This window comes from Ramlibacter tataouinensis, assembly GCF_001580455.1.
Lineage (GTDB): Bacteria > Pseudomonadota > Gammaproteobacteria > Burkholderiales > Burkholderiaceae_C > Ramlibacter > Ramlibacter tataouinensis_B.
Genome location: NZ_CP010951.1, coordinates 3,903,376 through 3,924,744, shown reverse-complemented (window position 1 = coordinate 3,924,744; position 21,369 = coordinate 3,903,376). Strand labels below are relative to the sequence as shown.

18 protein-coding genes are annotated in these 21,369 nt (G+C 67.6%); 7 read left to right on the top strand and 11 right to left on the bottom strand.

What is annotated here, in order from left to right; all coding sequences use genetic code 11:
* Positions 1–80 precede the first annotated feature (80 nt).
* Positions 81–2,660 carry a LuxR C-terminal-related transcriptional regulator gene (locus tag UC35_RS18160; RefSeq protein WP_415752685.1) on the bottom strand — a complete coding sequence of 860 codons (2,580 nt, stop codon included), beginning with the start codon at positions 2,658–2,660 and terminating at the stop codon, positions 81–83.
* 396 nt (positions 2,661–3,056) lie between these two features.
* Here UC35_RS18160 and UC35_RS18155 point away from each other — a divergent pair, with 396 nt between their 5' ends.
* Positions 3,057–3,263, top strand: a complete 207-nt coding sequence (locus tag UC35_RS18155) for a glycine zipper 2TM domain-containing protein (protein WP_061502168.1) — start codon at positions 3,057–3,059, stop codon at positions 3,261–3,263.
* A 19-nt stretch (positions 3,264–3,282) separates the two neighbouring features.
* Here the strand turns inward: UC35_RS18155 and UC35_RS18150 are convergent, their stop codons facing one another.
* The 3 genes from UC35_RS18150 to UC35_RS24020 all read right to left on the bottom strand — a co-directional run bounded on the left by UC35_RS18150 (position 3,283) and on the right by UC35_RS24020 (position 6,865).
* Complete coding sequence (locus tag UC35_RS18150) at positions 3,283–3,711, bottom strand: DUF3597 domain-containing protein (protein ID WP_061502166.1); 429 nt, start codon at positions 3,709–3,711, stop codon at positions 3,283–3,285.
* A gap of 128 nt (positions 3,712–3,839) precedes the next feature.
* Positions 3,840–5,636, bottom strand: a complete 1,797-nt coding sequence (locus UC35_RS18145; RefSeq protein ID WP_158513940.1) for a DUF1302 domain-containing protein — start codon at positions 5,634–5,636, stop codon at positions 3,840–3,842.
* A gap of 212 nt (positions 5,637–5,848) precedes the next feature.
* Positions 5,849–6,865 carry a hypothetical protein gene (locus tag UC35_RS24020; protein WP_061502161.1) on the bottom strand — a complete coding sequence of 339 codons (1,017 nt, stop codon included), beginning with the start codon at positions 6,863–6,865 and terminating at the stop codon, positions 5,849–5,851.
* A gap of 11 nt (positions 6,866–6,876) precedes the next feature.
* Here UC35_RS24020 and UC35_RS24410 point away from each other — a divergent pair, with 11 nt between their 5' ends.
* Positions 6,877–7,167 (top strand): hypothetical protein, encoded by a 291-nt coding sequence (locus UC35_RS24410; protein ID WP_061502160.1) that lies wholly within the window; start codon positions 6,877–6,879, stop codon positions 7,165–7,167.
* Between the two features lie 250 nt (positions 7,168–7,417).
* Here UC35_RS24410 and UC35_RS18130 read toward each other — a convergent pair whose 3' ends face one another.
* Positions 7,418–8,560 carry a hypothetical protein gene (locus UC35_RS18130; protein ID WP_158513939.1) on the bottom strand — a complete coding sequence of 381 codons (1,143 nt, stop codon included), beginning with the start codon at positions 8,558–8,560 and terminating at the stop codon, positions 7,418–7,420.
* A gap of 452 nt (positions 8,561–9,012) precedes the next feature.
* Between UC35_RS18130 and UC35_RS18125 the strand changes: the two genes are divergently transcribed.
* Positions 9,013–10,629, top strand: coding sequence for an MFS transporter (locus tag UC35_RS18125; RefSeq protein WP_061502155.1), 1,617 nt, complete (start codon positions 9,013–9,015; stop codon positions 10,627–10,629).
* Here UC35_RS18125 and UC35_RS18120 read toward each other — a convergent pair.
* The gene (locus UC35_RS18120) at positions 10,612–12,186 is read right to left on the bottom strand and encodes a glycine betaine ABC transporter substrate-binding protein (protein WP_227820372.1); all 1,575 of its coding nucleotides are present in this window, start codon (positions 12,184–12,186) and stop codon (positions 10,612–10,614) included. The two genes, UC35_RS18125 and UC35_RS18120, sit on opposite strands and share 18 nt — an antisense overlap.
* Positions 12,187–12,450: 264 nt before the next feature.
* Between UC35_RS18120 and UC35_RS18115 the strand changes: the two genes are divergently transcribed.
* Together UC35_RS18115 and UC35_RS18110 are read left to right on the top strand one after the other, a co-directional pair.
* Complete coding sequence (locus UC35_RS18115; protein ID WP_158513938.1) at positions 12,451–13,611, top strand: acyltransferase family protein; 1,161 nt, start codon at positions 12,451–12,453, stop codon at positions 13,609–13,611.
* 28 nt (positions 13,612–13,639) lie between these two features.
* Positions 13,640–13,984 carry a hypothetical protein gene (locus tag UC35_RS18110; RefSeq protein WP_061502151.1) on the top strand — a complete coding sequence of 115 codons (345 nt, stop codon included), beginning with the start codon at positions 13,640–13,642 and terminating at the stop codon, positions 13,982–13,984.
* Here UC35_RS18110 and UC35_RS18105 read toward each other — a convergent pair whose 3' ends face one another.
* On the bottom strand, positions 13,985–14,563 hold the full coding sequence (locus tag UC35_RS18105) for a YSC84-related protein (RefSeq protein WP_082793366.1): 579 nt from the start codon (positions 14,561–14,563) through the stop codon (positions 13,985–13,987).
* Positions 14,564–14,716: 153 nt separating this feature from the next.
* Between UC35_RS18105 and UC35_RS18100 the strand changes: the two genes are divergently transcribed.
* Together UC35_RS18100 and UC35_RS18095 are read left to right on the top strand one after the other, a co-directional pair.
* On the top strand, positions 14,717–16,726 hold the full coding sequence (locus UC35_RS18100; RefSeq protein ID WP_145979534.1) for a hypothetical protein: 2,010 nt from the start codon (positions 14,717–14,719) through the stop codon (positions 16,724–16,726).
* A 1-nt stretch (position 16,727) separates the two neighbouring features.
* Positions 16,728–17,807, top strand: coding sequence for a hypothetical protein (locus UC35_RS18095; protein ID WP_061502148.1), 1,080 nt, complete (start codon positions 16,728–16,730; stop codon positions 17,805–17,807).
* Between the two features lie 73 nt (positions 17,808–17,880).
* Here the strand turns inward: UC35_RS18095 and UC35_RS18090 are convergent, their stop codons facing one another.
* Genes UC35_RS18090 through UC35_RS18075 form a run of 4 tightly spaced genes read right to left on the bottom strand, consistent with a single transcriptional unit; the run spans position 17,881 to position 21,292 of the window.
* Positions 17,881–18,732: an SDR family NAD(P)-dependent oxidoreductase gene (locus tag UC35_RS18090; RefSeq protein ID WP_061502145.1), complete on the bottom strand. Its 852-nt coding sequence runs from the start codon at positions 18,730–18,732 to the stop codon at positions 17,881–17,883.
* Positions 18,733–18,769: 37 nt separating this feature from the next.
* Complete coding sequence (locus UC35_RS18085) at positions 18,770–19,774, bottom strand: Bug family tripartite tricarboxylate transporter substrate binding protein (protein ID WP_061502144.1); 1,005 nt, start codon at positions 19,772–19,774, stop codon at positions 18,770–18,772.
* Between the two features lie 44 nt (positions 19,775–19,818).
* Entirely contained in the window at positions 19,819–20,874 is a 1,056-nt protein-coding gene (locus UC35_RS18080) for a 3-keto-5-aminohexanoate cleavage protein (RefSeq protein WP_061502143.1), read from the bottom strand.
* A gap of 22 nt (positions 20,875–20,896) precedes the next feature.
* The gene (locus tag UC35_RS18075) at positions 20,897–21,292 is read right to left on the bottom strand and encodes a carboxymuconolactone decarboxylase family protein (protein WP_061502142.1); all 396 of its coding nucleotides are present in this window, start codon (positions 21,290–21,292) and stop codon (positions 20,897–20,899) included.
* Positions 21,293–21,369: the final 77 nt, after the last annotated feature.

Here is a 21,369-nt window from a genome sequence, read left to right as displayed (position 1 = left end):
TGGTTCCAACCCTCCAAAAGTGAGGTTTTTGCGCGGCCCTGCCGGGCCGCCAGGAGTGGTAGCTGAGCAGTGCCCTGCCGCTAGGCCGGCCCGTTCTCAATGACCCCGCGGCGCCGGGCCGCGGCGATCGCGCCGCTGCGGTTCTTGCAGCCGAGCTTGCGGTAGAGGTTGCGCAGGTGCCATTTCAGCGTGCCCTCGGAGATGAACAGCGATTCGGCGATCTCGCCATTGGAGCGGCCGGAATCCAGATGCTTGAGGATGCGCAGTTCCTTGCGCGTGAGCTGCTCGTCCGATTCGAGCAGGACCGCCTTCGGCCTGGCTTGCAACCAGGCGGGCCGCGGAACCTCTTTCCTCCCCCTGGCGGCCTGGGACAGCGTGGCGACCATCTCCGCGTCGTCCAGGAACACACGGCGGTAGCCGAAGCGCTCTCCCAGTTCCAGCGCGGCCGCCCATGCGCCCGCGGCATCGGCCTCGCGCCCGCTGCGCACCAGGGCCATCGCCTGCAGGATCAACAACTCGACGTGGCGGTGATGGAAGCCCTTCTCCCGGCTGCGGACGATCGCCGGCTCGAGCTGGACCAGCGCCTGTTCGGGCGACTTGGCAAGCAGCAGCCGCGGACCGATGCGCGCCGCCTTGTCGGCCAGCAGGTCATAGCCGGTGAATTCCCGGCGATCGAAGCCGAACTGGCGCGCCAGGTCCAGCGCCGCCGCCTGTTCGCCAAAGCGGCACAGCCAGGTGCACTCCTCGGCCGCCAGCGTGATGGTCAGGCGCGGCAGTTCGCGGCGCACGCCCAGCCGCCGGCCCAGGCTCAGCGCCTCCAGGCCGGCATCTCGCTCGCCCTGCAGGAACTGCAGGCGCGCTCGCGTCAGGTAGATCAGGATCAGCACGTCCGCGATGCCGGTCGCGTCCACCGCGGCGAGTTCGCTTTCGAGCTCCTTGACCGCTTGCGCCATGTCGTCGAACTCGTACTGGACTGCGGAGAGCACCGCGTGGTGGTAGGCCATGTGCTCCGGGTGCCGATTGAGCTTTTCGGCGACGAAGCGCAGGCCCTCTTCGCTGACCGACTGGGCCGCCCGGTAGTCGCCACGCTTGAGCCACAGCACCGCCGTGACGAGCATGCTGCGCGACACCCCGAAGGGACCGCCATGCCCGGAGAGGGTCTGGCGCGCGCGAGACGCGTAGTCGATGCCGCGGTCGATCTCGCCGGCCGTCTTGCAGGCGTAGGCCGCAGCGATCAGCGCATCGCCCAGCATGCGGGGCCGCGCCTGCGGCCAGCGTTCCAGCCAGGCCTGCGCGTGCGGCAGCATGTCCACACCGCCGTCGCTCAGGGCCCGCCACATCAGCCGGTGCAGCGCCAGCGTGCTGCGCATCGCATCCATGTCGTTCGCGTCCCGCCCGCCGGAGCGCTCCCAGGCGTGAATCAGCGATTCGAAGTCGGCGAGCTCACGCTGCAGCAGCTCCTTCTCCTGGTGATAGGCCAGGGTGGACATGTAGCTGATGCGGATCTGGGGATAGCGGTCGATCTGCTCCCGGGGAATCAGGGGCATCCAGCGCGCCACGCTGGTGCCCGAACCCATGCGCCGGGCCTGGCTCCCGATCGAGGCGGCCAGCCACTGGCAGGCCTGGTCCCAGGCCTGGGCACGCACGGCGCAGTCGATTGCGTCATCGGGCATGCCGTTGTCATGGAACCACTGGCCACCGGCCAGCAGCGTCTGCCGCGTGGTATCCGCGAGGCCCCGAGGCAGCTGGCGCCGCAGGTAGTCGCGCACCAGGTGATGGAAACGGAACCACTGGCCTTTGCGATCGAGAGGAATGACGAACAGCCTGCGCCGTTGCAGCTCAGCCAGCAAGTCGTCCGGCACACCGGGCCCGCAGGCCTGCAGGGCCAGTTCGGCGCAGAACCTGTCGAACTGGGCCAGGCGATGGATCTGCTCGCGCTGCTGGGCAGCCAGCCGCCCGAACACCACCTCGCCCAGGTATTCCACCACGCCGCGCTCCGTGGCCGAGAAGTCGGCGATCAGCTTCGCGGCATTGGGCTCTTCGTTGAGCGCCAGCGTCAACAGCTCGATCACGGCGGCCCAGCCCTCCGTCTTCTCGAGAAGGGTCGCAAACGCCCTGCGGTCCAACGGTCCAAGTTGCCGCTCATGCCAAAAGCTCTCGACTTCATCGGTGGTGAAGGCCATAGCGGACTGGTCGAGTTCGACCAACTCACCGCGCAGCCTGAGTTCCGGCATGCCCACGCGCGGCACCTGCCGGCAACCGATGACGAAACGCAGGCTGTCGCCGGCGAAGCGGACCAGCCACTCGAAGACCTGCAGGGCCTGGCCATCCGCCAACACATGGGCGTCGTCGATGAACAGCACCAGCTTGCGATCGAAGTCTGCGAGCCGGGCGCCGAGCGCATCGAGCTTGGCTTCCGTGGTCACGGGCGCCTGGAAATCCAGTGTGGGATCTCTGCGCAGTTCCGGAATGGCCGCCTGCAACGCGGCGATCAGGTAGTGCAGCAGGCGCTCGGGGTCGTTGTCGTTCTCGTCCAGGTTGAGCCAGGACGCCTGCGCTTCCTGCTCGCCGCGCAACGATTCGAACCACTGTGCCATCAGCGTCGACTTGCCGTAGCCGGCCGGCGCCACGACCAGGACCGCTTTGATGCGCCCTCGCACCAAGTCCGCGGGAAGCGCCAGACGCGGACGTGCGATGGGCGTCCGTGCGCCCAAGAGAGGGCGCAGCTTGCTCTCGAGCAAAGCCAAGGTGGGCCTGGATTTCTGCGCTGGCACCGGTTTCGTGGAGACCCGCTGGGTGATCCGCCAGCGTGATTCGTGATGAGTGGGGATGGTAGCGGACGACCATCGCCGAAAGCCGAGTCGCCGGCCCCCACACTCAGTTTTCCCGACCTTGTCCGGCGCGCGCTGCCCGGCAGGCAGGCCATGGACCGACCGCCTGCGGCCTCCCTTTCCTACATCGGCGCGACTCAGCCGCTGCCTAGACTGGCATGACAGGCTGAACAAGCCGGGGCCAAGCGGCTCCCGCGCCTGGCAATGCAACAGGAGAGGTACACGATGAAAACGAAGCTCTTCGCGGCCGCTCTGGCCGTATTCCTGACGACGCTGGCCGGCTGTGCCAGCATGGACCGCAATACCGCCGGCACAGTGGGTGGTGCCGCGCTCGGCGGCGTGGCAGGCCACGCCGTGACTGGCGGCAGCACGCTAGGCACCGTCGGCGGCGCCGCGGCTGGCGCCTACATCGGCAACAGGGCGACCAAGTAGTCGCCTCCGGAACGCCTGGTCAGTCCCTGAGCTCGGCCGGCACCTTGCCGCCGTTCTGCGCCAGCTTGGTCATCACCTGCCGGTGCAGCCAGGTGTTCATCTCGGCCGAGCCATCCAGGGCACCCGTGTAGCCGAGCTCGGTCGCAAGATCCTTCCGCGCCTTGAAGCTGCTATCCAGGTCCAGCAGCTTCATCAGGTCCACGATGGACGTGCGCCAGTTCAGCTTCTGGCTGTTCTGTGCCGCGATTTCATTCAGCACGGCCTCGACATCCACCGGCGGCATGGCAGCGACTGCCTCCGCCGTGGCTGCCGCCTGCGCCGCGAGGCCGGCGGTCGCGGCGTCGGCGCCCGATGGCATGGGGGCCTCTGCAGACGCCGCAGGCGTCTGCGCCTGTTCGCCGCCGCCGCGATGGAAGATCTTGTTGAGGATGTCCTTGAAGATGCTCATGGGGGCCCCCGATTCCAGTGAATGCGGATGTGCATTGTTGGAACGGGAGTCTCCTGCCCGTGTCGGACGCCGTCTCGTTCGGTGAGCGGTGATGGCGGACAGCCCCGGGCCGCCCGCGGGGCGGCTCATCAGAAGCGCTGGCCGACGAACACCTGGATCGCGCTGCGATCGCGCTGGTTGTTGTAGGTGCCGCCCCAGGTCGGGAACCAGGCGACTTCGGCCACGAAACCTCCACGGAAGACGGCCCGCAGCGATGCCAGGACCAGCTTGCGGCCCTCGAGGATACCGGCGTCGCCGGACCAGCCCTTGACGTCCTGGCCGAAGAGGATGGCGGGTACGAGGTCGACGCCATCGGCCACGTTGGCATAGCGCAGGCCGCCAAACACGCGATAGCCCCATGCATGGCGCGATACGTAGCCGTCGGTGGTGCACTGGATCGCGACCGCCGGCGGCGGGCAGACGCCGTTGACCGGCCCCTGCCCGAAGATGTCGCTGCGGCCGAAGCGCGTCACCGAAGGATCCGGCAGGTCCGGCACGCCCTTGTAAACCACCTCGGCGCCCCAGTTGAGGCCCGCCGCGCCAAGCACCTTCGGAACTTGCCCCACCTCGCCGAGCTGGAACTGCACGTTCTTGTGCCGCTCGAATCCGCTCAGGGTGCCGCCCGGCCCCAGCGCGTTCATCCTGGCCCGCAGCGGCGTCGGCGCGACGTTGGATACGGCCGCCGCCACGAGGTCGGCCGCGTTGAACTGCAGCGGCTGGTTCGGACGGTAGGTCAGTTCGCCGAAGATCAGGCCACCCTTGACCTTGGTTTCGAAGCTGCCGCCGAACATGTTGATGCCCTCCGGGAACTCGGTGAAGTACCTCGGGTTCAGGCCGCCGGGATCGTTCGGCAAGAAAGGCGCCCCGGCACGCAGCGACTTGTAGATGCCGCTGAAGCCGGCCCGCGAGTGGAAGCGGGTGGCGTAGAGACCGAACTTGGTGTCCCATTCGTCGACCGTGTGCAGCACGGCCAGCCCGCCCTGGCCGGAGTTGGAGGGCATCACGTTGGGCGCACGCGGAATGAAGTTGCCCGTCGCAAGGGCAACGCGATCGGAATCGTTGCCCAGCGTCACCGCGTTGCAGCCATCCGAGAAGTAGTCCACCGCCGTGTAGAAGGTGCCGCACTGGTTGGGCGCGTTGCGCTCGAAGTGGAACTGGTAGAAGCCCTCGATGCTGGTCGACTTCGAGACGCCGAGCTTGGCGAAGATCTGCGGCACCGGGATGCGCGTCTCCTGGTCCCGCTGCAGCATGCCGGGCCGGGTGAGCGCCGGGATGTCGATCGGGTTGAGGTCGCGCAGGCCACCGATCACCAGCAGTCGGTTGCCCCAATCGAGTTTCTGCCAGCCCAGGGTCCAGTCGAGCGGCAAGCCGCCGACCTCGTTGCGGCCGAACACCTTGAGGTTGTCGATCGCGACGCCGCTGAACTGCGTGCGGGGCTGGGCACCGCCGTCACCCAGACTGGCATCGGGCGTGTAGCGGTTCGGGATATTGCCCCAAGGGACACCGCCGTGTTCCAGCAGGTAGTCGTACCAGGCCTTGACGCTCGCCGCCGCGCCATAGGCCCCCTGCTTGTACTCCAGCGCGAGGTAGCCGTTCATGACCTGCGACACCGGGTCACCCTTGCTGTAGTTGAGGTTGCCGTCGTCCTGGTTGCGGCCGGCGGCCGGCGTGATCGCGTTGCCGACGATGCCCACCTGCGAGCTGTTCACATTCGGCAGCAGCGTGGTGTCCTGCGAGTCCGTCCGCCAGGAGCCGCCGGCAGTGACCGACCCGGTGACAGTGAGCTTGCCGCCGGCCACTTCGTATTCGACGGCATGAACCGACAAGCCTCCCGGCAACAGCAACAGGACTGCGGAGAGGCGGATCATCGAACGAGGCGCACGCATGGTGACGAATCTCCTCGAGTTGATTCGCCTTGCGGCGAACACGCGATCACTGGCGCGGCAACCCCAAGGCTTCCTCCTCCCGGGCTGCGCGACGGCACCGATCATCGCGGCAGGCTCGCCATCCGCAGCTCATGCAGGCTGCGCAACTGCTGCATCGGCATGCAACCGACTCCGCGCCGGCGATGGCGGCCGGCGCTCCGGCGGGTGGCGCCTTACTGCGCCGCCTTCATGGCGTCGATCTCGGCATGGGTCAGCAGGCCGCGGCTGGTGAGCTCGTTGCGCTCGCCCGTCGTCAGCGTGCCGCCGGCGAAGGCGGTGGCCAGGTACAGATGGACCTTGGGCTGCGACAGGCTGTACATCATGCCGAAGCGGTTCTCCGGCGCGCTCTTGCCCGGCTCATCGGTCAGCTCGTAGATGTGGACCGACTCGATGTTGGCGATGGTCTGGGTGCGCAGCTCCTTCAGGTGCCGCGTCAGGCCCTTCAGGCACTTCTCGGTCGTCGCCATGCCGGCCTGGTTCTCGTAGGCGCCGTCGTAGATCTCACCGCAGTGGAACTCGTTGATGCGAACCGGCTTGCCGAAGGAAGCGAGCTGGGCGAGCGGGCCGCCAGCGCCGTACCAGGTGTCGTTCAGCAGGCTGGCCTGCTCCTGGCGCGGGTAGATGTGCCAGCCGGTGATGTCCCACTGCACGCCCTGTTGCTTCAGGTGGGTCATCAGGCCCCAGTCGCGGCCCAGCGCGCCCATGATCACCTTCAGCGGCAGGCCCGAGCTGGCGCGGATGTCCTGGATCGCGCGCGACATGCCCTTGAGCGCCGCGGTGAGCGAGGCCACGCAGGGCTTGCCCTGGTAGGGCGCGGTGGAGCTGCCGGCGCTGTTCCAGGGCACTTCGCGCTGGATTTCCGGGCGCAGCTGCACTTCGTTGAGCAGCTCGTAGTCGTAGACGATGTCCTTGGTCTGGTTGACCAGCGTCGCGGTGTCGTTGTAGGCGCGCTGCTCGATGCCGGCGAGGTCCGGGCTGCAGCTGCTGTCCCACTGGAAGTTCACTTGCAGCGCCACTTCGACCTTGCCGCCGTTGGCGCGGATCTTGTTGACCTGGTCGCGGAAGGCGTTCATGTCGCCGGTCCACAGGTCCATGCGCGCCGTCTTCAGGTTGCGCGTCTTCATGATGCCGGCGCGCGTGCTGTTGGTGCTCGCGTCCGAACCGGTGTGGATGTTGACGCCGAAAATCAAGTCACCGGACGGTGCCGGCGCGGGAGCGGGACTCGGCGCCGGGGCCGGGCTCGGCGCCGGCGCAGGTGCAGGGCTCGGCGCCGGCGCAGGTGCAGGGCTCGGCGCCGGCGCAGGGCTCGGTGCCGGTGCAGGACTCGGTGCTGGGGCCGGACTTGGCGCCGGTGCAGGCGCAGGACTCGGTGCGGGGGCCGGGCTCGGTGCCGGTGCAGGCGCAGGACTCGGTGCCGGGGCCGTGCTCGGTGCCGGTGCGGGCGCAGGACTCGGCGCCGGACTCGGTGCCGGGCTGGTCGCAGGCGGCGTAACGCTGACCGACAGCGGGGGCGCGCTTTCAGCTCCGCTTCCCCCACCTCCACCTCCACCGCAAGCCGCCAACACAGTTGTGGCAAGCGCCGAGATGATCAGCAATTTGCGGTTCCTCAACTCGCGGCCGCTTGCTGGGGCGGTCACGGCGGGCACGGTTGCAGCAAGCGAGGTATGTCGAGCGGGCATGGCGAAGCGGGGAATTCGGGCGATGCTTCCGCCCGGGGACACTGGAAAGACCTAGGGGCAGGCTTAGGGCGCGACCTGCATCGCGTCGATCTCGGCGTTGGTCAGCAGGCCTCGGCTGGTGAGCTCATTGCGCTCGGCCGCGGTCAGGCTGCCGCCGGCAAACGCGCTGGCCAGGTACAGGTGGACCTTGGGCTGCGACAGGCTGTACATCAGGCCGAAACGGCTCTCCGGCGCCGACTTCCCGGGCTCATCCAGCAGTTCGTACAGGTGGATCGACTCGATGTTGGCGATGGTCTGGGTGCGCAGCTCCTTCAGGTGCCGCGTCAGGCCCTTCAGGCACTTCTCGGTCGTCGCCATGCCGGCCTGGTTCTCGTAGGCGCCGTCGTAGATCTCACCGCAGTGGAACTCGTTGATGCGAACCGGCTTGCCGAAGGAAGCGAGCTGGGCGAGCGGGCCGCCAGCGCCGTACCAGGTGTCGTTCAGCAGGCTGGCCTGCTCCTGGCGCGGATACACGTGCCAGCCGGTGATGTCCCACTGCACGCCGTTGTTGCGCAGGTGGGTCATCAGGCCCCAGTCGCGGCCCAGCGCGCCCATGATCACCTTCAGCGGCAGGCCCGAGCTGGCGCGGATGTCCTGGATGGCGCGCGACATGCCCTTGAGCGCCGCGGTGAGCGAGGCCACGCAGGGCTTGCCCTGGTAGGGCGCGGTGGAGCTGCCGGCGCTGTTCCAGGGCACTTCGCGCTGGATTTCCGGGCGCAGCTGCACTTCGTTGAGCAGCTCGTAGTCGTAGACGATGTCCTTGGTCTGGTTGACCAGCGTCGCGGTGTCGTTGTAGGCGCGTTGCTCGATCCCGGCGAGGTCCGGGCTGCAGCTACTGTCCCACTGGAAGGACACCTGCAGCGCCACTTCGACCTTGCCGCCGTTGGCGCGGATCTTGTTGACCTGGTCGCGGAAGGCATTCATGTCGCCGGCCCACAGGTCCATGCGGGAACTCTTGAAGTTGCGCTCCTTCATGATCTCGGCGCGCTGGCTGTTGCTGTTCGCATCCGAGCCGGTGTGCGTGTTGACGCCGAAGATCAGCGACCCGGCCTGCGCCGCAGGGCTCGGAGCTGCGGCGCTCGGCGCGGGGGCCGGACTCGGTGCGGCAGCGGGACTCGAAGGCGCGGGGCTCGGCGCCGCCGTCACCGACGACGCTTCCCCGGTCACGGGCAGCTGGGTCTCCGTGCTTCCGCCCCCGCCCCCGCCGCCGCAGCCGGCCAGCACAGCGGCAAACAGCGCCGGGATGATCAGGGACTTCCGGAACCGGGTACCGTTGAAGGCGGGCGCAGCTGAAGCAAGAGATTTGTTTTGATGAGGCATGGGAGGGAGGGCGAGAGACGGCCGCAGCCGCCCATGAACAGAAGAGCTGGCAATGGTAGAGCTCGAGCTGCCCGCGGTTGCTGAGTTCGGCGTTTCAAGCGGTATCGAAGGCGGATTTCGTGCACAACTCCTGTCCGAACAGGGATGAGTTGTAAGCAGACGCGCCCGTCGTTACCGGTTCAGCCGCTTGCAAATGGATGCCGGATGGCTTTTCGCGCGCAGCGCCTGCGCCGCGACGCCGGCCTTTTGACACCTATGATGGCCAGGAACCCGCGCGCTGAATCTGGGCTCCCGTTGGCATGACCACCACCTCGCGTCTTCCCTGCGACGAAGCTTCGGTCCGGCATGGCGATCAGGAAACGCCTTGCAGCGCATCGCAAAAGCGCTGGGTGCTGGCGGCCTCCATCCTCGGCTCCAGCCTGGCCTTCGTCGACGGCACCATCGTCAACGTCGCCCTTCCGGCGATCCAGCGCGAGCTGGGCGCTTCGGTGTACCAGGCGCAGTGGGTGGTCGAGTCCTATGCGCTGCTGCTCGCGGCATTGCTGCTGGTGGGCGGCGCGCTGGGGGACCGGCTGGGGCGCCGGCGCGTGTTCCTGATCGGGGTGGCCATCTTCGCCCTCGCCTCGCTGGCCTGCGCCTTGTCGCAAAACGTGCAGCAACTGATTGCCGCGCGCGCGGTGCAGGGCGTGGGCGGTGCGCTGCTGGTGCCCGGCAGCCTGGCCCTGATCAGCGCCGCTTTCCCGGAGGACGAACGCGGGCGCGCTTTCGGCACCTGGGCGGCGTTCAGCGGAATCACCTCCGCGCTCGGGCCGCTGCTCGGCGGCTACCTGATCGACCGGCTTTCCTGGGCCTGGGCCTTTGCGATCAACCTGCCGCTGGCAGCCATCGTGCTCGCCATCAGCTGGCTGCGCGTGCCCGAGAGCCGGCACGGCGAGGCCACCGGGCCGCTCGACGTGCCCGGCGCCCTGCTCGCCACGCTCGGCCTCGGCGGGCTGGTGTTCTTCTTCGTCGAGGCGCCCTCGCGCGGCTGGAACGCGCCTGCGGTCGTGATCGCCGCGGCGATCGGCGTGGCCGCGCTGGTCGCGTTCGTGGTGGTCGAACGCGCCCAGCGCGTGCCCATGCTGCCTTTCGAGCTGCTGCGCCGGCGCAATTTCGCCGGCGCCAACCTGCTGACGCTGCTGTTGTATGCGGCCCTCGGCGGCGGCCTGTTCTTCCTGCCGCTCAACCTGATCCAGGTGCAGGGCCTGTCGGCCACCGCGGCCGGTGCCGCGCTGCTGCCCTTCATCCTGATCATGTTCGCGCTGTCGCGCTGGGCAGGCGGCCTGGTGGACCGGCAGGGCGCGCGCCGCCCGCTGATCGTCGGGCCCCTGATCGCGGCGGCGGGCTTCGCCCTGCTGGCCCTGCCGGGCACCGCCGCCAGCTACTGGACCGGCTTCCTCCCCGGTGTCGCCATCCTCGGCCTGGGCATGGCGATCGCCGTTGCGCCGCTCACCACCACCGTGATGAATTCGGTGGACGCCGATGCGATCGGCACCGCCTCCGGGGTGAACAATGCCCTGTCGCGCGTGGCCGGCGTGCTGGCGATCGCCGTCTTCGGCGCGTTGATGGCGGCGGTGTTCGAGCCGCGGCTGCGGGCGGCCACCGCGGGCCTGCCCGAGGAGGTGGCCGCCGCGGTCTGGCAGCAGCGCGACCGCCTCGCGGCGATCGAACTGCCGGCCGGCTCACCCGGCGCGCAACAGGCGCAGGCCGCCGTGCACGAAGCCTTCGTCGCGGGTTACCGCTGGATCATGGTCGTCAGCGCGGCGCTGGCGCTCGCGAGCGCGGGCGCGGCTGCCCTGTGGGTGGAGAACGTCGGCCAGCGCCCCGCCGCGGCACCGGTGCATCGACGGGCCAAGGGCTCACGGCTCGGGCCCTGAACCGGAGCGCCCCGCGCGGCCGCGCCGCAGCCAGTGCTCGAGCGCGTCGAAGACCCATTGCGTGAGCAGCGCCAGCACTGCGGCAGGCACCGCGCCGGCCAGCATGAACGCCGTGTCGTTCACCGCCAGCCCCGCCACGATGCGCTCGCCCAGCCCGCCGGCGCCGATGAAGGTGGCCACCGTGGCCACGCCCACGTTCAACACCGCCGCGGTCTTGATGCCGGCGAAGATGGTCGGCGCGGCCAGCGGCAACTCGATGCTGCGCAGCACCTGGCCGTCGCGCATGCCCAGGGCCAGGCCCGCATGACGCATGCCTTCGGGCAGCGAGGACAAGCCCGCATGCGTGTTACGCACGATCGGCAGCAAGGCGTAGACCGACAAGGCCAGCAGCGCCGGCACGAAGCCGATGGTGCCCACGATCGCGATCAGGAAGGCCAGCAGCGCGAGCGAAGGCACGGTCTGCGCCATGCCCACCACCGCCATCAGCCCGGGCGCCAGGCGCGGTTGGCGGTGCGCCAACACGCCAGCCGGCACGCCGATGGCGATGGCGATGGCGAGCGACGCGAACACCAGCGTCAGGTGCTCTCGCAGCAGCCGCGGCAGGTCCGGCGCCAGCAGCCGCTGCATGAAGCTCTGGCCCACTGCCGCCGTCACCGCCGTCACAGCCGACGCCGTCGGCGCGGACATGGCGGCAGCCTTGCTGCGCACCAGGAACTCGCGTGCCACCGCGTCGAACGAGCGTCCGTCGATCTCCACTTCGCCGTTCATCGCGCGCATGGCCTCATCGTTGATCCGGCCGGCCAGCGCGGCCGCCAGAGGACGCTCGTCGACCGAGGCGCGCATCAGCAGCACCGCGTCGTAGCGCGGAAAGAAGTTGCGGTCGTCGCGCAGCACACGCAGCCGCAGCCGCGCGATCTGCGCATCGGTCGTGTAGGCATCGACCACGTCAACCTGCTTGCGCGCCAGCGCCTGGTACGCCAGGCCATGATCCAGGCCGCTGCCCGGCGCAAACGGCAAGGCATAGGCGCGCTGCAGCGCCGGCCAGCCGTCCGCGCGCACCAGGAACTCGTGCGACAGACCCATGCGCAAGCGCGCCTGGGTGCGCGCCAGGTCCGAGATCGATTCGATGCCCAGGCGCTTCGCGTCGTCCTCGCGCATCGCCAGGGCGTAGCTGTTATTGAAGCCCAGCGGCACCGCGGCCTTCAGCCCGCGCGGTGCCAGCCACTCGTTGATCTGCTCGAGCGAAGGCGCAGCCGGAGCGTCCGTCCTCTTCAGCAGCTCGCGCACGATGGTGCCGGTGTACTCGGGATAGAGCTGGATGCTGCCGTTGGAAAGCGCCTGCTCCATGACCGCCGTGTTGCCCAGCCCCTGGCGGTGCCTTGCCGTGATGCCCGCGTCGGCCAGCACCTGCCGCGTCAGCTCGCCAAGCACATAGCTTTCGGTGAATCGCTTGGATCCGACCACGATGGGATCGGCCGCTCCCGCGAACGGCGTGACGCTCGCCATGGCGAGGCCCATGAAGGCGTGCAGCAACCGATGACGGAAGCGGATTCCCATTTGAGAGCTATGTCGGATTCGGGGACGAACGAGGTGCGCGGCGATGAGTATGTTCGCTTTGTCGTGGGCGTGGGCTGTCCTGCTGGTCCGCAGCGCCGCAAGCTCAGCAAGGCAACAAGGCGGAACACCGCCAGCAAGGCGAACACGGTATGAAACGAAGCCGCACGAGCACCCCTGCCTCTTCGAATGTCGGCCAGGCTGAGCTGCAAATGCGCTACGCTAGGTTCACGTCAGCGGCTCGTCCGCCACGGTGCAAAAGGGAACATGAAACATCTGATGCCCCAGTCGATCCATGCCGGTTCGCCTCAGACGGATAGCTGGGTTGCGATTCAGATCTTGAGGGGCCTCGCCGCCTTTGCCGTCGTCCTGCATCATGTGCCGCAGTACCTCGCCGCGCGCGCCGAGGCTCCTCCCTACGTGCTGGAGTCCGGCGCGGCAGGCGTGGATGTCTTCTTCGTGATCAGCGGATTCGTGATGCATGCCGCGACGGTCGGCAAGGACACCCAAGCTCTGGACTTCTTCCTGCGGCGGCTCGCGCGCATTCTTCCGATCTATTGGCTGATCAGCACGGTACTGTTCGTCGCTACCGTGGCCGTTCCGTCGGCCTTCGCAACATTCACGACCACGCCGGCGATCTGGCTGAAGTCCTTGTTCTTCGTCCCGGTATTCGATGAGTCGGGCTATATCCGCCCCCTGATTGCCCAAGGTTGGACTCTCCATTTCGAGATGACCTTCTATTCCGTTCTCGCGCTCAGCCTTCTGTTGGCTAAACGCCATCAAAGCCTCCTCGCAGCGCTGATCATCCTGGGCTTGGGTACGGCTGTTTCCGCGAGCGGCGTGTCACTTCTGAATTCGTGGCTCCAATTGCTGGCGCCGATCACGCTGGAGTTTTGCGCCGGCGTGGTTATCGCCCATGTGTTCTGCCAACCGCGCGTTCTGGCCCGGATTCAGGGCATCCCAGCCCTCCCGATTGCCGGTGTCGCGCTCTCCGTTGCGTCACTCCACTTCTTCAAAGATGGCATCTCGCAGGAACTGGGTTATTCCCGCCTGGCAGGCTGGGGCGCCGGCGCGGTCCTCCTGGTGTTAGGCGCCCTGCTTGTCGAGCCGGCGCTGCGCCACCTGGGGCACCTGCTGTCCGGCTTCAAAAAGTTGGGCGACGCCTCCTATTCGCTGTACCTGATTCACGGCCTGCTCTTTTCCGTCGCATGGAAACTGGCGCCTGACGGCCTCAAGCAGAATGCGTGGGGGGCTGCGGTGCTGCTGGCCACGTTCCCGCTGGTTGCGGCCTGGCCTTTCCACAAGTTCATCGAAAAGCCCCTGAACCGCCACGCGCTCAGGCTCATGCTGCGCAGCGTGCGCCGCCCATCTTGGACCGGCAAGCGGAACGAAACCACACCGAAGGCGAACGACCGGATTCCGGGCTGAACGCCTCCTCCAGCCGTCCCGCAAGCCGATGCCAGAACAGCTGACCAAGCACCCCGAGGTCACGCTGCAGGTGCTGCGCAGTGCCGGCGCCAAGTGTGGTGAAGGCGCCGTCCAGGAGATCCTCACGCAGTGCCCGGCCGAGCACTTTTGCAAGCTGCCCGGCGGTGAGCTCTGCGTCTACGGATTGCCGGAAGCGGCGCGCATGACGCAGTTCAGCGCGCAGGACTGGCAGGCGCTGTCAGCGCCGCAGCCTGTGCCCCCGCCCGCGACCTTCGCCATCGGCGGCGAAGCGCTGGCGATGGGCGGAGCCGGGCTGATCCTCGGAATGCTGCTGGCGCTGATCGTCTCGCGGCGGCGCGCCAGGCGCAGGTGATCAGCGCTTCTTGTACGAGTACTTCTGTCCCTGCAGCGAGATGTCGTACATCAGGCCGCCACGGATGATGGTGAAGATCGCCATGCCGTTGTTGTAGGCGGCCGTGGCTGCGGCCTTCTCCTTGGTGACGCTGGCTCCGGCGCCGGCGCCCTGGGTGCCCGCCTTGGCGCCCGCGCCGGCCGTGATGGCCACGGCCGACGCTTCGGCACTGAACTCGAAATTGCCGGATGTGAACTTGTCCAGCGCGGCCTTGTTCTCGAAGAAGATCATCTCGGCGAAGCCTTCACCGCCCAGCGCGAACCCGATCGAGAGCTGGGTCATGGTCGAGTCACCGATGACCTTCCCCTTCTCATAGACGCGGCCCTCGCCGCGAGCGCCGCCGATCCCGATCGCACCCTTCAGGATCTTCGGAAAGACCGCATAACCGTAGGCATTGCCGAAGAACTTGCCTGTCTCGTCGGCCTTCTTGAACAGGGCAATGGTGTCGTCGTATTCGTCGGCCCATGCCGGCTGGACCCACGCCCAGCCACATGCCGCCAACGAAGCAGCCACCGCAGTACGCCGATTGATCTGGCTCATGCTGAACTCTCCTTATGAATGACATTGACCGTAGTTGAGCCTGGCCGCGCCCGGTATTGGACCTTGGTCCAACACGCGGTACATCGATGACGTAAAAGTGCGCAGCTTGTGGTTTGATCTGCGCACGCCGTTCCCATGCACAGGACCTGAGCCATGAGACCGATGCTCGTCGCGAAGCTGCTGCCGCGCCTGCTCGCCGTGCTGGTCCTTGGCGCGATGCCTTTCGCCGTGCAGAGTTGGGTCTATCCCGAGCACAGGTATCTGGCACTGCTCGCCGTGCAGCGGCTGGACGACGACCGCCGGGCCGTCTTCGACCGGCTGTGGCAGCTGGCGCGCGCGGGTGACGAGCAACGGCTGTGCGCTACCGGTGCCGACGGCGAACAGGGCACCGCGCCCTCGTGCATCGACTGGGCCGCCTTGAGCGCCATCGCGGGCGATCATTCATGCTCCAGCCGCGACATGTTCGAGACGGCGCGAAGCGCGCCCTGGATCCTGCAGGTAGCGGACGTCGCCGCGCAGCTGAAGGAAGACCTGGCGCGCATCCCCGTGACGCCCAGCCCGGAGGCCATGGAAAAAGCCGCTGACGTCGTGAGCGACGCCCAGCGCCGCATCGCCAGCCAGGCAGCGCGCGCGCAACGCGTCAACGCGCTGCGCACCGCCGACATCCGCCTGCAGCGCGCCGACCCGGAGTACGTGACGCGCGCAGGATCGAACCACGCCCATTTCCTGCTCGCGCGGCCGGACACCGACACGGCCATCGGCGACTACGCCGCCCTGACGCTGCGCGTGGGCTCGGAAGTCAGCGCGATCGGCATCTACACGTATTTCCATCTCAGTGCCCTGCAGAAGGCCAGCCGCCTGGCCGCGGAGCCGCAACTCTCGGGCACCGAGCGGGCTGCGCTGGCCCGTGCCATGCTGGCCGACGAGGCATTCGCGCTGCACTTCCTGCAGGATGCTTTCGCCGCCGGCCACATTTCCGGTACGTGGGGCGATCGATCACAGCGGCAGGGAACGCACGACTACTACAACCAAAACGGCCTGGAGGTGTTCACCTGGGCTGGTGGTAGCCGGTCCGTCGTGCTGATGGGCGATGCTTACATGCGCGAGGAAGATGCCCAGTTCGCGGCCAAGACGGTACGAACCAGCCTCGAACAGGTGCTGGATGTCGCTTCCAACCGGCAGGGCGGCGCTGCCTTCGGCCACACGCCGGCGGCGCCTATCGCACCTGATGGATTCGATGTGTGCCGCAACAACAAGCTGCCGGAGCGTGATCCGGGCCTCCGGGTGCAACAGAACCAGCGGCAGTTCTTCGCGGCGACGCTCACGGACACCCCGGTGCCGGGCTTGGGCCCGGGCTTCGGCGCCATGCCGCGTTTTCGCAGCGAAGTGGGGCCGTTCGTGGGTTTGGCCGGAGGGATCGACGGTCGCGTTGTCGACGGCGGTTTTTCGAACCTGCAATCGAGCCGCGGCGCGATCGGCGGGGTGGACCTGTCCTTTCGTACCGGCTTCGGGCTCGACGGCGTGATCAGCGAGGCGGGTGACGGCCTGGTGTACGCATCCCTCGGCGTGCGCGCCGACGGGCCTTCCACCAACCGCTTCAGGGAGAACTTCCCCGGGTCGGCCGGCGGCAACCTCAGCGCGGCCACCCCGGCCCGCATGGGCTTGTCCCTGCGGTTTCGCATGCCCTTCTATCTGGTCCCGGGTGACCTGCTGCTGTTGTCCCCGATGTACTTCTTCGACAAGCAGACCTACGGGAAGATGGCGGTCACGGCCGGCAACGGCGGATTGATTCCATGGCAAAGCGGGTGGGCCACGGGGATCGGCCGCTTCCAGTTCGTGCTCGGGCGCGAACTGGGCGTCACGCTTTATGGGCTGGACGACAAGGACCAGCTCATTGTGCCACGCACCGATCCTTCGTCGCAGGCGCGTGTCGTCAATTTCCAGTCGATCTCCTACGACCTCCCGATCTTCGAGTACCGGCCGTATCGATCCTTCTCGTCCAACCAGAGTTCGTCGGTCGTGTTCCAGCTGTTCGCCGGAGCCGATGTGCCGCGAAAGGCGTCAACCGTCTTTCCCGTGGGCGCCGCGACACCGGACTTGCACACCGTGTGGTCCCTCGGCCTGCGGATGGTGTTCGACTGGCGCTACTACTACAGCTTCTGACATGTCCCAGTTCAAACCTGCCATCGCGCTTGCATGCCTCGCACTCGGACTGGGCGCCTGCTCGACGGAGCCACTGGTCCCCTACTCGGCGGACACGCCGCCGCTGGCACGCGTTCCGGCCTCCAAGGCGGGGGTCCAGGACAAGCGCGGGCGCTTCCGCGAGATCTACTGCGCCGTGCTGCAGGCGCGAAAGGACCTTCCCGACGTGCGGCCCTGCGACGAGGCGCTGACGCGCGTGGGCACCGAGCCTCCCGGCACCAGCAAGCCGGTGGACCTTGGCCCGTCGAAGCGGCGGCTGGTCGCCGCCGGCGTCCCCGGCATCGGCTACGAATGCTTCGAGCGATGGCTGCAAAACCCCAGCGCCGGAAAGTTGCATGTGACCCAGTTCGGCTATGACGCGGTGTGGGTGCAGGTCGATGCACTGTCGGGCACAGAGACCAACGCCCGGCAGATCCGCGACGCGGTGATGGCGATCCCGCAGGAACCGGGTCAACCGCGCGTGGTGCTGGTCGGCTATTCGAAGGGCGCCCCCGACATCCTCCAGGCGGTCGTCAGCTATCCGGAGATCCGCAGCCGGGTGGCGGCCGTGGTCAGCGCCGCCGGCGCCGTGGCGGGCTCGGCGCTCGCCAACGACGCCACACAGTACCAGGCGGACCTGCTGCGGCACTTTCCGGGCGCCGCCTGCAAGTCGGGCGATGGCGGAGCCGTCGAGGCCCTGCGCCCCGCGGTTCGGATGAAGTGGCTGGCGCAGAATCCCTTGCCGCGCGAGGTGCGCTACTACTCGCTGGTCACCTTCCCCCAGCCGGAACGCATCTCTTCGATTCTCAAGGGCAGTTACGGCAAGCTGGCGCAGATCGACTCCCGCAACGACAGCCAGGTGATCTTCTACGACCAGGTCATCCCGGACAGCGTCCTCGTCGGCTACGTCAACGCCGACCACTGGGCGCTGGCGGTGCCCATCGCGCGCGCGCACACGACCGTCGGCTCCCTCTTCGTCACCCAGAACGCCTACCCGCGTGAAGCGCTGCTGGAAGCACTGCTTCGCTTCGTGGAAGAGGACCTGGCAACGCCCGTGCAGTAGCGGGCATGGCTGCTTCGGCGCAGCGACGAGATCAGCACCGGCTGCAGCGTCCTTTGGCCATTCACGGCACTCATCAGATCACAAGGCCGCCGTTCGGGCTGATGACCTGACCGACAAGGTAGTGCTCATCAGACGCCAGGTACACGGCGAGCGAGGCGTATTCCTCGGGCTTGCCGATGCGCCCCAGCGGCATCATCTGGTAGAGACGGTTCCTTTGTTCGTCGGTGGCGCGTGCGAGATAGTCCTTCAACGGAGGTGTCAGCACGCCCCCGCAGGCGATCGCGTTGACATAGATGTTGGCGCCTGCGACGTCGAGCGCTGTCGTCTTGGTCAGGCTGATCACGCCGGCCTTGGTCGCCGAATAGCCCGGGCTATGCGTGCTCCCGGTGCCGAGGCCCGCGATCGAGGCGATGTTGACGATCTTGCCCGAGCGCTGCGGCTCCATCAGGCGCAGCGCGGCGCGGGTGCAATAGAACACGCCGTGCATGTTGACGCCCCACCACTTGAGCCAGTCGTCGTCCGACAGCGACGAGACGATCCCGAGCGACCGGCGCGGCACCGGCGTCGTCACGTACTCATAGTGCAGATTGCGCCGCGCCTCCTCGGCCGGCTTGTTGGGAACACGCGCGGCGTTGTTGACCAGGATGTCGACCGTGCCGAAGCGACCGGCGGCCTGCGCAAACATCGCGCCGACCGCGGCGCTGTCGGACACGTCGCAGCGCAGCGCCAGGTACTCGGCGCCGAGCGCCGCGAGTTGTGCTTCGGTGGCGGCAAGCGCCTCGGGGTCGATGTCGCACAGCACGAGCCGCGCCCCCTCTCGCGCCATGGCCACGGCGATCGCGCCACCGAGGCCGGGCCCGGCACCGGTGACCAGCGCGACCCGGCCTTTGAGGCGGCCGGCGCGCGCGTGTGTAGATATGCTCATCGTTGATGTGCTCCGCAAAACGATATCAATCAGTCGGTCAACTGCCCAGGTCCTGGGGCTTCACGCCGAGGGCGCGCAGCGTCGCGCCCTGCTTGTCGTAAGCGGTGCGCAAGGCCCGGGACAGCGCCTCCGGTGCGGCGCCGCTGCCCTGGTCGAACCCGAAATCGAGCAGCCGTGCCTTGGCCGCCGGCTGAGCCAGCACCTTCAGCGCGGCCTCGCGGATCCTGGCCTGCACCACCTCCGGCACGTCGGGCCTGATCCACAGGACCATCGAAGCCACGTCGTCGATCGATGGGTAGCCCTGCTCGGCAAAGGTCGGCACGTCGGGCAGCGCCGGGTTGCGCTTCGGGCCGCTGACCGCGAAGGCCTTGATCCTGCCGGCCTTGATCATCGGGATCGAAGTCGCCGGGCCATCGAACATCAACGGGACATGACCCCCGATCACGTCCTGCAGCGCCGGCGGCGAGCCCTTGTAGGGCACGTGCGACAAGTCGATGCCGGCGGCCTTGTTCAGCGCCAGCCCCATCGTGTGCGAGATCGTGCCCGCGCTGTACGAAGCGTAGCTCACCTTGCCGGGGTTGGCTTTGACATAGGAGACGACCTCGGCGACGTTCGTTGCAGTGAGCGATGCGCTGCCGACGAACACCAGGCCGGTGCCGCCCAGGTCTACCAGCGGCTTCAGGTCCTTGAATGGGTCGTAGCGCACCCTGATCACGTGCGGGACCTCGGTAACGGCGGCGTTGGCTGCGACGTACAGCGTGTGGCCGTCGGCGGGAGCGTGAACCAGCTCGTTCACGCCGATCGTGCCGGCGCCGCCGGGCTTGGCATCGACGATCACCGGCTGGCCCCATTCCTTCTGCATGCCGTCGGCGAGCACGCGGGCGAAGATGTCGGAAGTGCCTCCGGCCGGTGCGCCGATGACGATGCGCACGGGCTTGGTGGGCCAGGACTGCGCCAACGAGGCGAACGGGGTCAGTGCCAGGCCGAGCGCGGCGGCGCCGAGGACGTTGACAAAGTGGCGGCGGAAGTGGTGACGAGTCAAGAATTTGTCTCCAATAGGTGTGATGTGGACCGAACCGGTTCGGATCAGGCCACGTGGCGCAGCGTGGCACCGCGCTCGATGGACTGGCGGTTGGGTGCGTAGCCGAGCTTGGCCAGGGTCTCGTCGGCACTGCGGTAGTGCTCGCCGATGCGGTAGATCTTCCTGGCCTGCTCGCCGGTGGCGACGTCGCGGTGAAGTTCGCGCGAAATGCGCACCATCTGCTCGATCTGCTGCGCGCTGGTGATGCGCTGGCCCTTCCTGCCCCAGAGGTTGTCCTCGATGCCGACGCGCACGTGCAGCCCCATGGCAATGGCCATGGTGTTCAGTGGCAGCACGTTGCGCATGAGGCCCTCGATGCTCAGCACCGCGTTTTCGGGGCAGCGGTTGATGAACTCCATCATGTTGCGCGGGTTCGGGCCGTCGGAGCCGCCGCCAATGGCCACCCAGTTGAGGACCAGCGGGCCGGTGTAGGCACCGCGACGGATCAGGCGTTCGACGGTCTCGAGCTGGCCCACGTCGCCGAGCATGAAGTGCGGCTGGATCCCGGTGGCCTGCAGGCGCTTGAGGTGCTCAGCGACGAAGGCCGGACCCGACGGGATCGTCATCTCGCGGTACGCCTGCTGATAGGCGGGTTGGGCCAGCGAGGTGCCGGCCACGTCATCGGCGCTCATCAGCTCGCATATGTTCATCTGGTTGGTGTTGATCGCGAGCGTCACCTGGTCGGGCTTCGGATCGAGCTCGGCCAGCATATGGCGCGTGTCGTCATTGAGCCACTTGGCCTCCGCACCTTCGCCCTCGGGCGCGAAAGAGATCGAGCCGCCGACCTGCAGCAGCATCTGCGGCACCGCCTCGCGCAGCCGCGCCAGCATCTCGTTGAACATGGACAGGCGCTTGGAACCTTTGCCGTCGGCCTCGCGCACGTGCACGTGCAACACCGTGGCGCCCGCGTTCCAGCAGTCCACGGCCTTCTGCACCTGCTCGGCTATCGTGACGGGGATGTCGTCCGAATCGCCCGGCAGGAACTCGGGACCATAGGGGGCGACCTGGATGACCAGCGGCTGCTGGTTCTCGGGCAGGAGGGAGTCGTCAAGGAATTGCATGGTTCAGGTCCTTCGGCTGGCTTCAGGTGGTGGCGGGAACGGCGGCCTCGGTGGCCGCGATTTCTTCGAGCAGGATCGGCGCGCCGAGGCTCATCGTGTGGATGCCGAGCACGCTCGTGATCTGCAGCACGGCAGTGATTTCTTCCTTCGTTGCGCCGAGATCGAGCGCCTTGCGGATGTGGCGGCGAACACCAGGGCCGTACATGTGGGTGCACGACGCGTCGACCGCGATGGCGATGAATTCGATCGTCTTGGGGTCGAGCACGCCTTTGAGCATCGGCGACAGCCCCATCACCATGAATTTCTCGGTCCACGCAGGGTCCAGTTCGTAGGACGGCTCCCAGTTGGGGTTCCATTCGCCGATCTCGCGCACGCTGTCGCACATCGGGGTGGCAACGCTTGCCTTCGGATGGGGCATCAATTCTTTCCTCGCTTGGTCGTCGATGGCCGCGATTCTTCGGGGTCGCACCGCTTTTGAGCTTGACCAATCGGGAC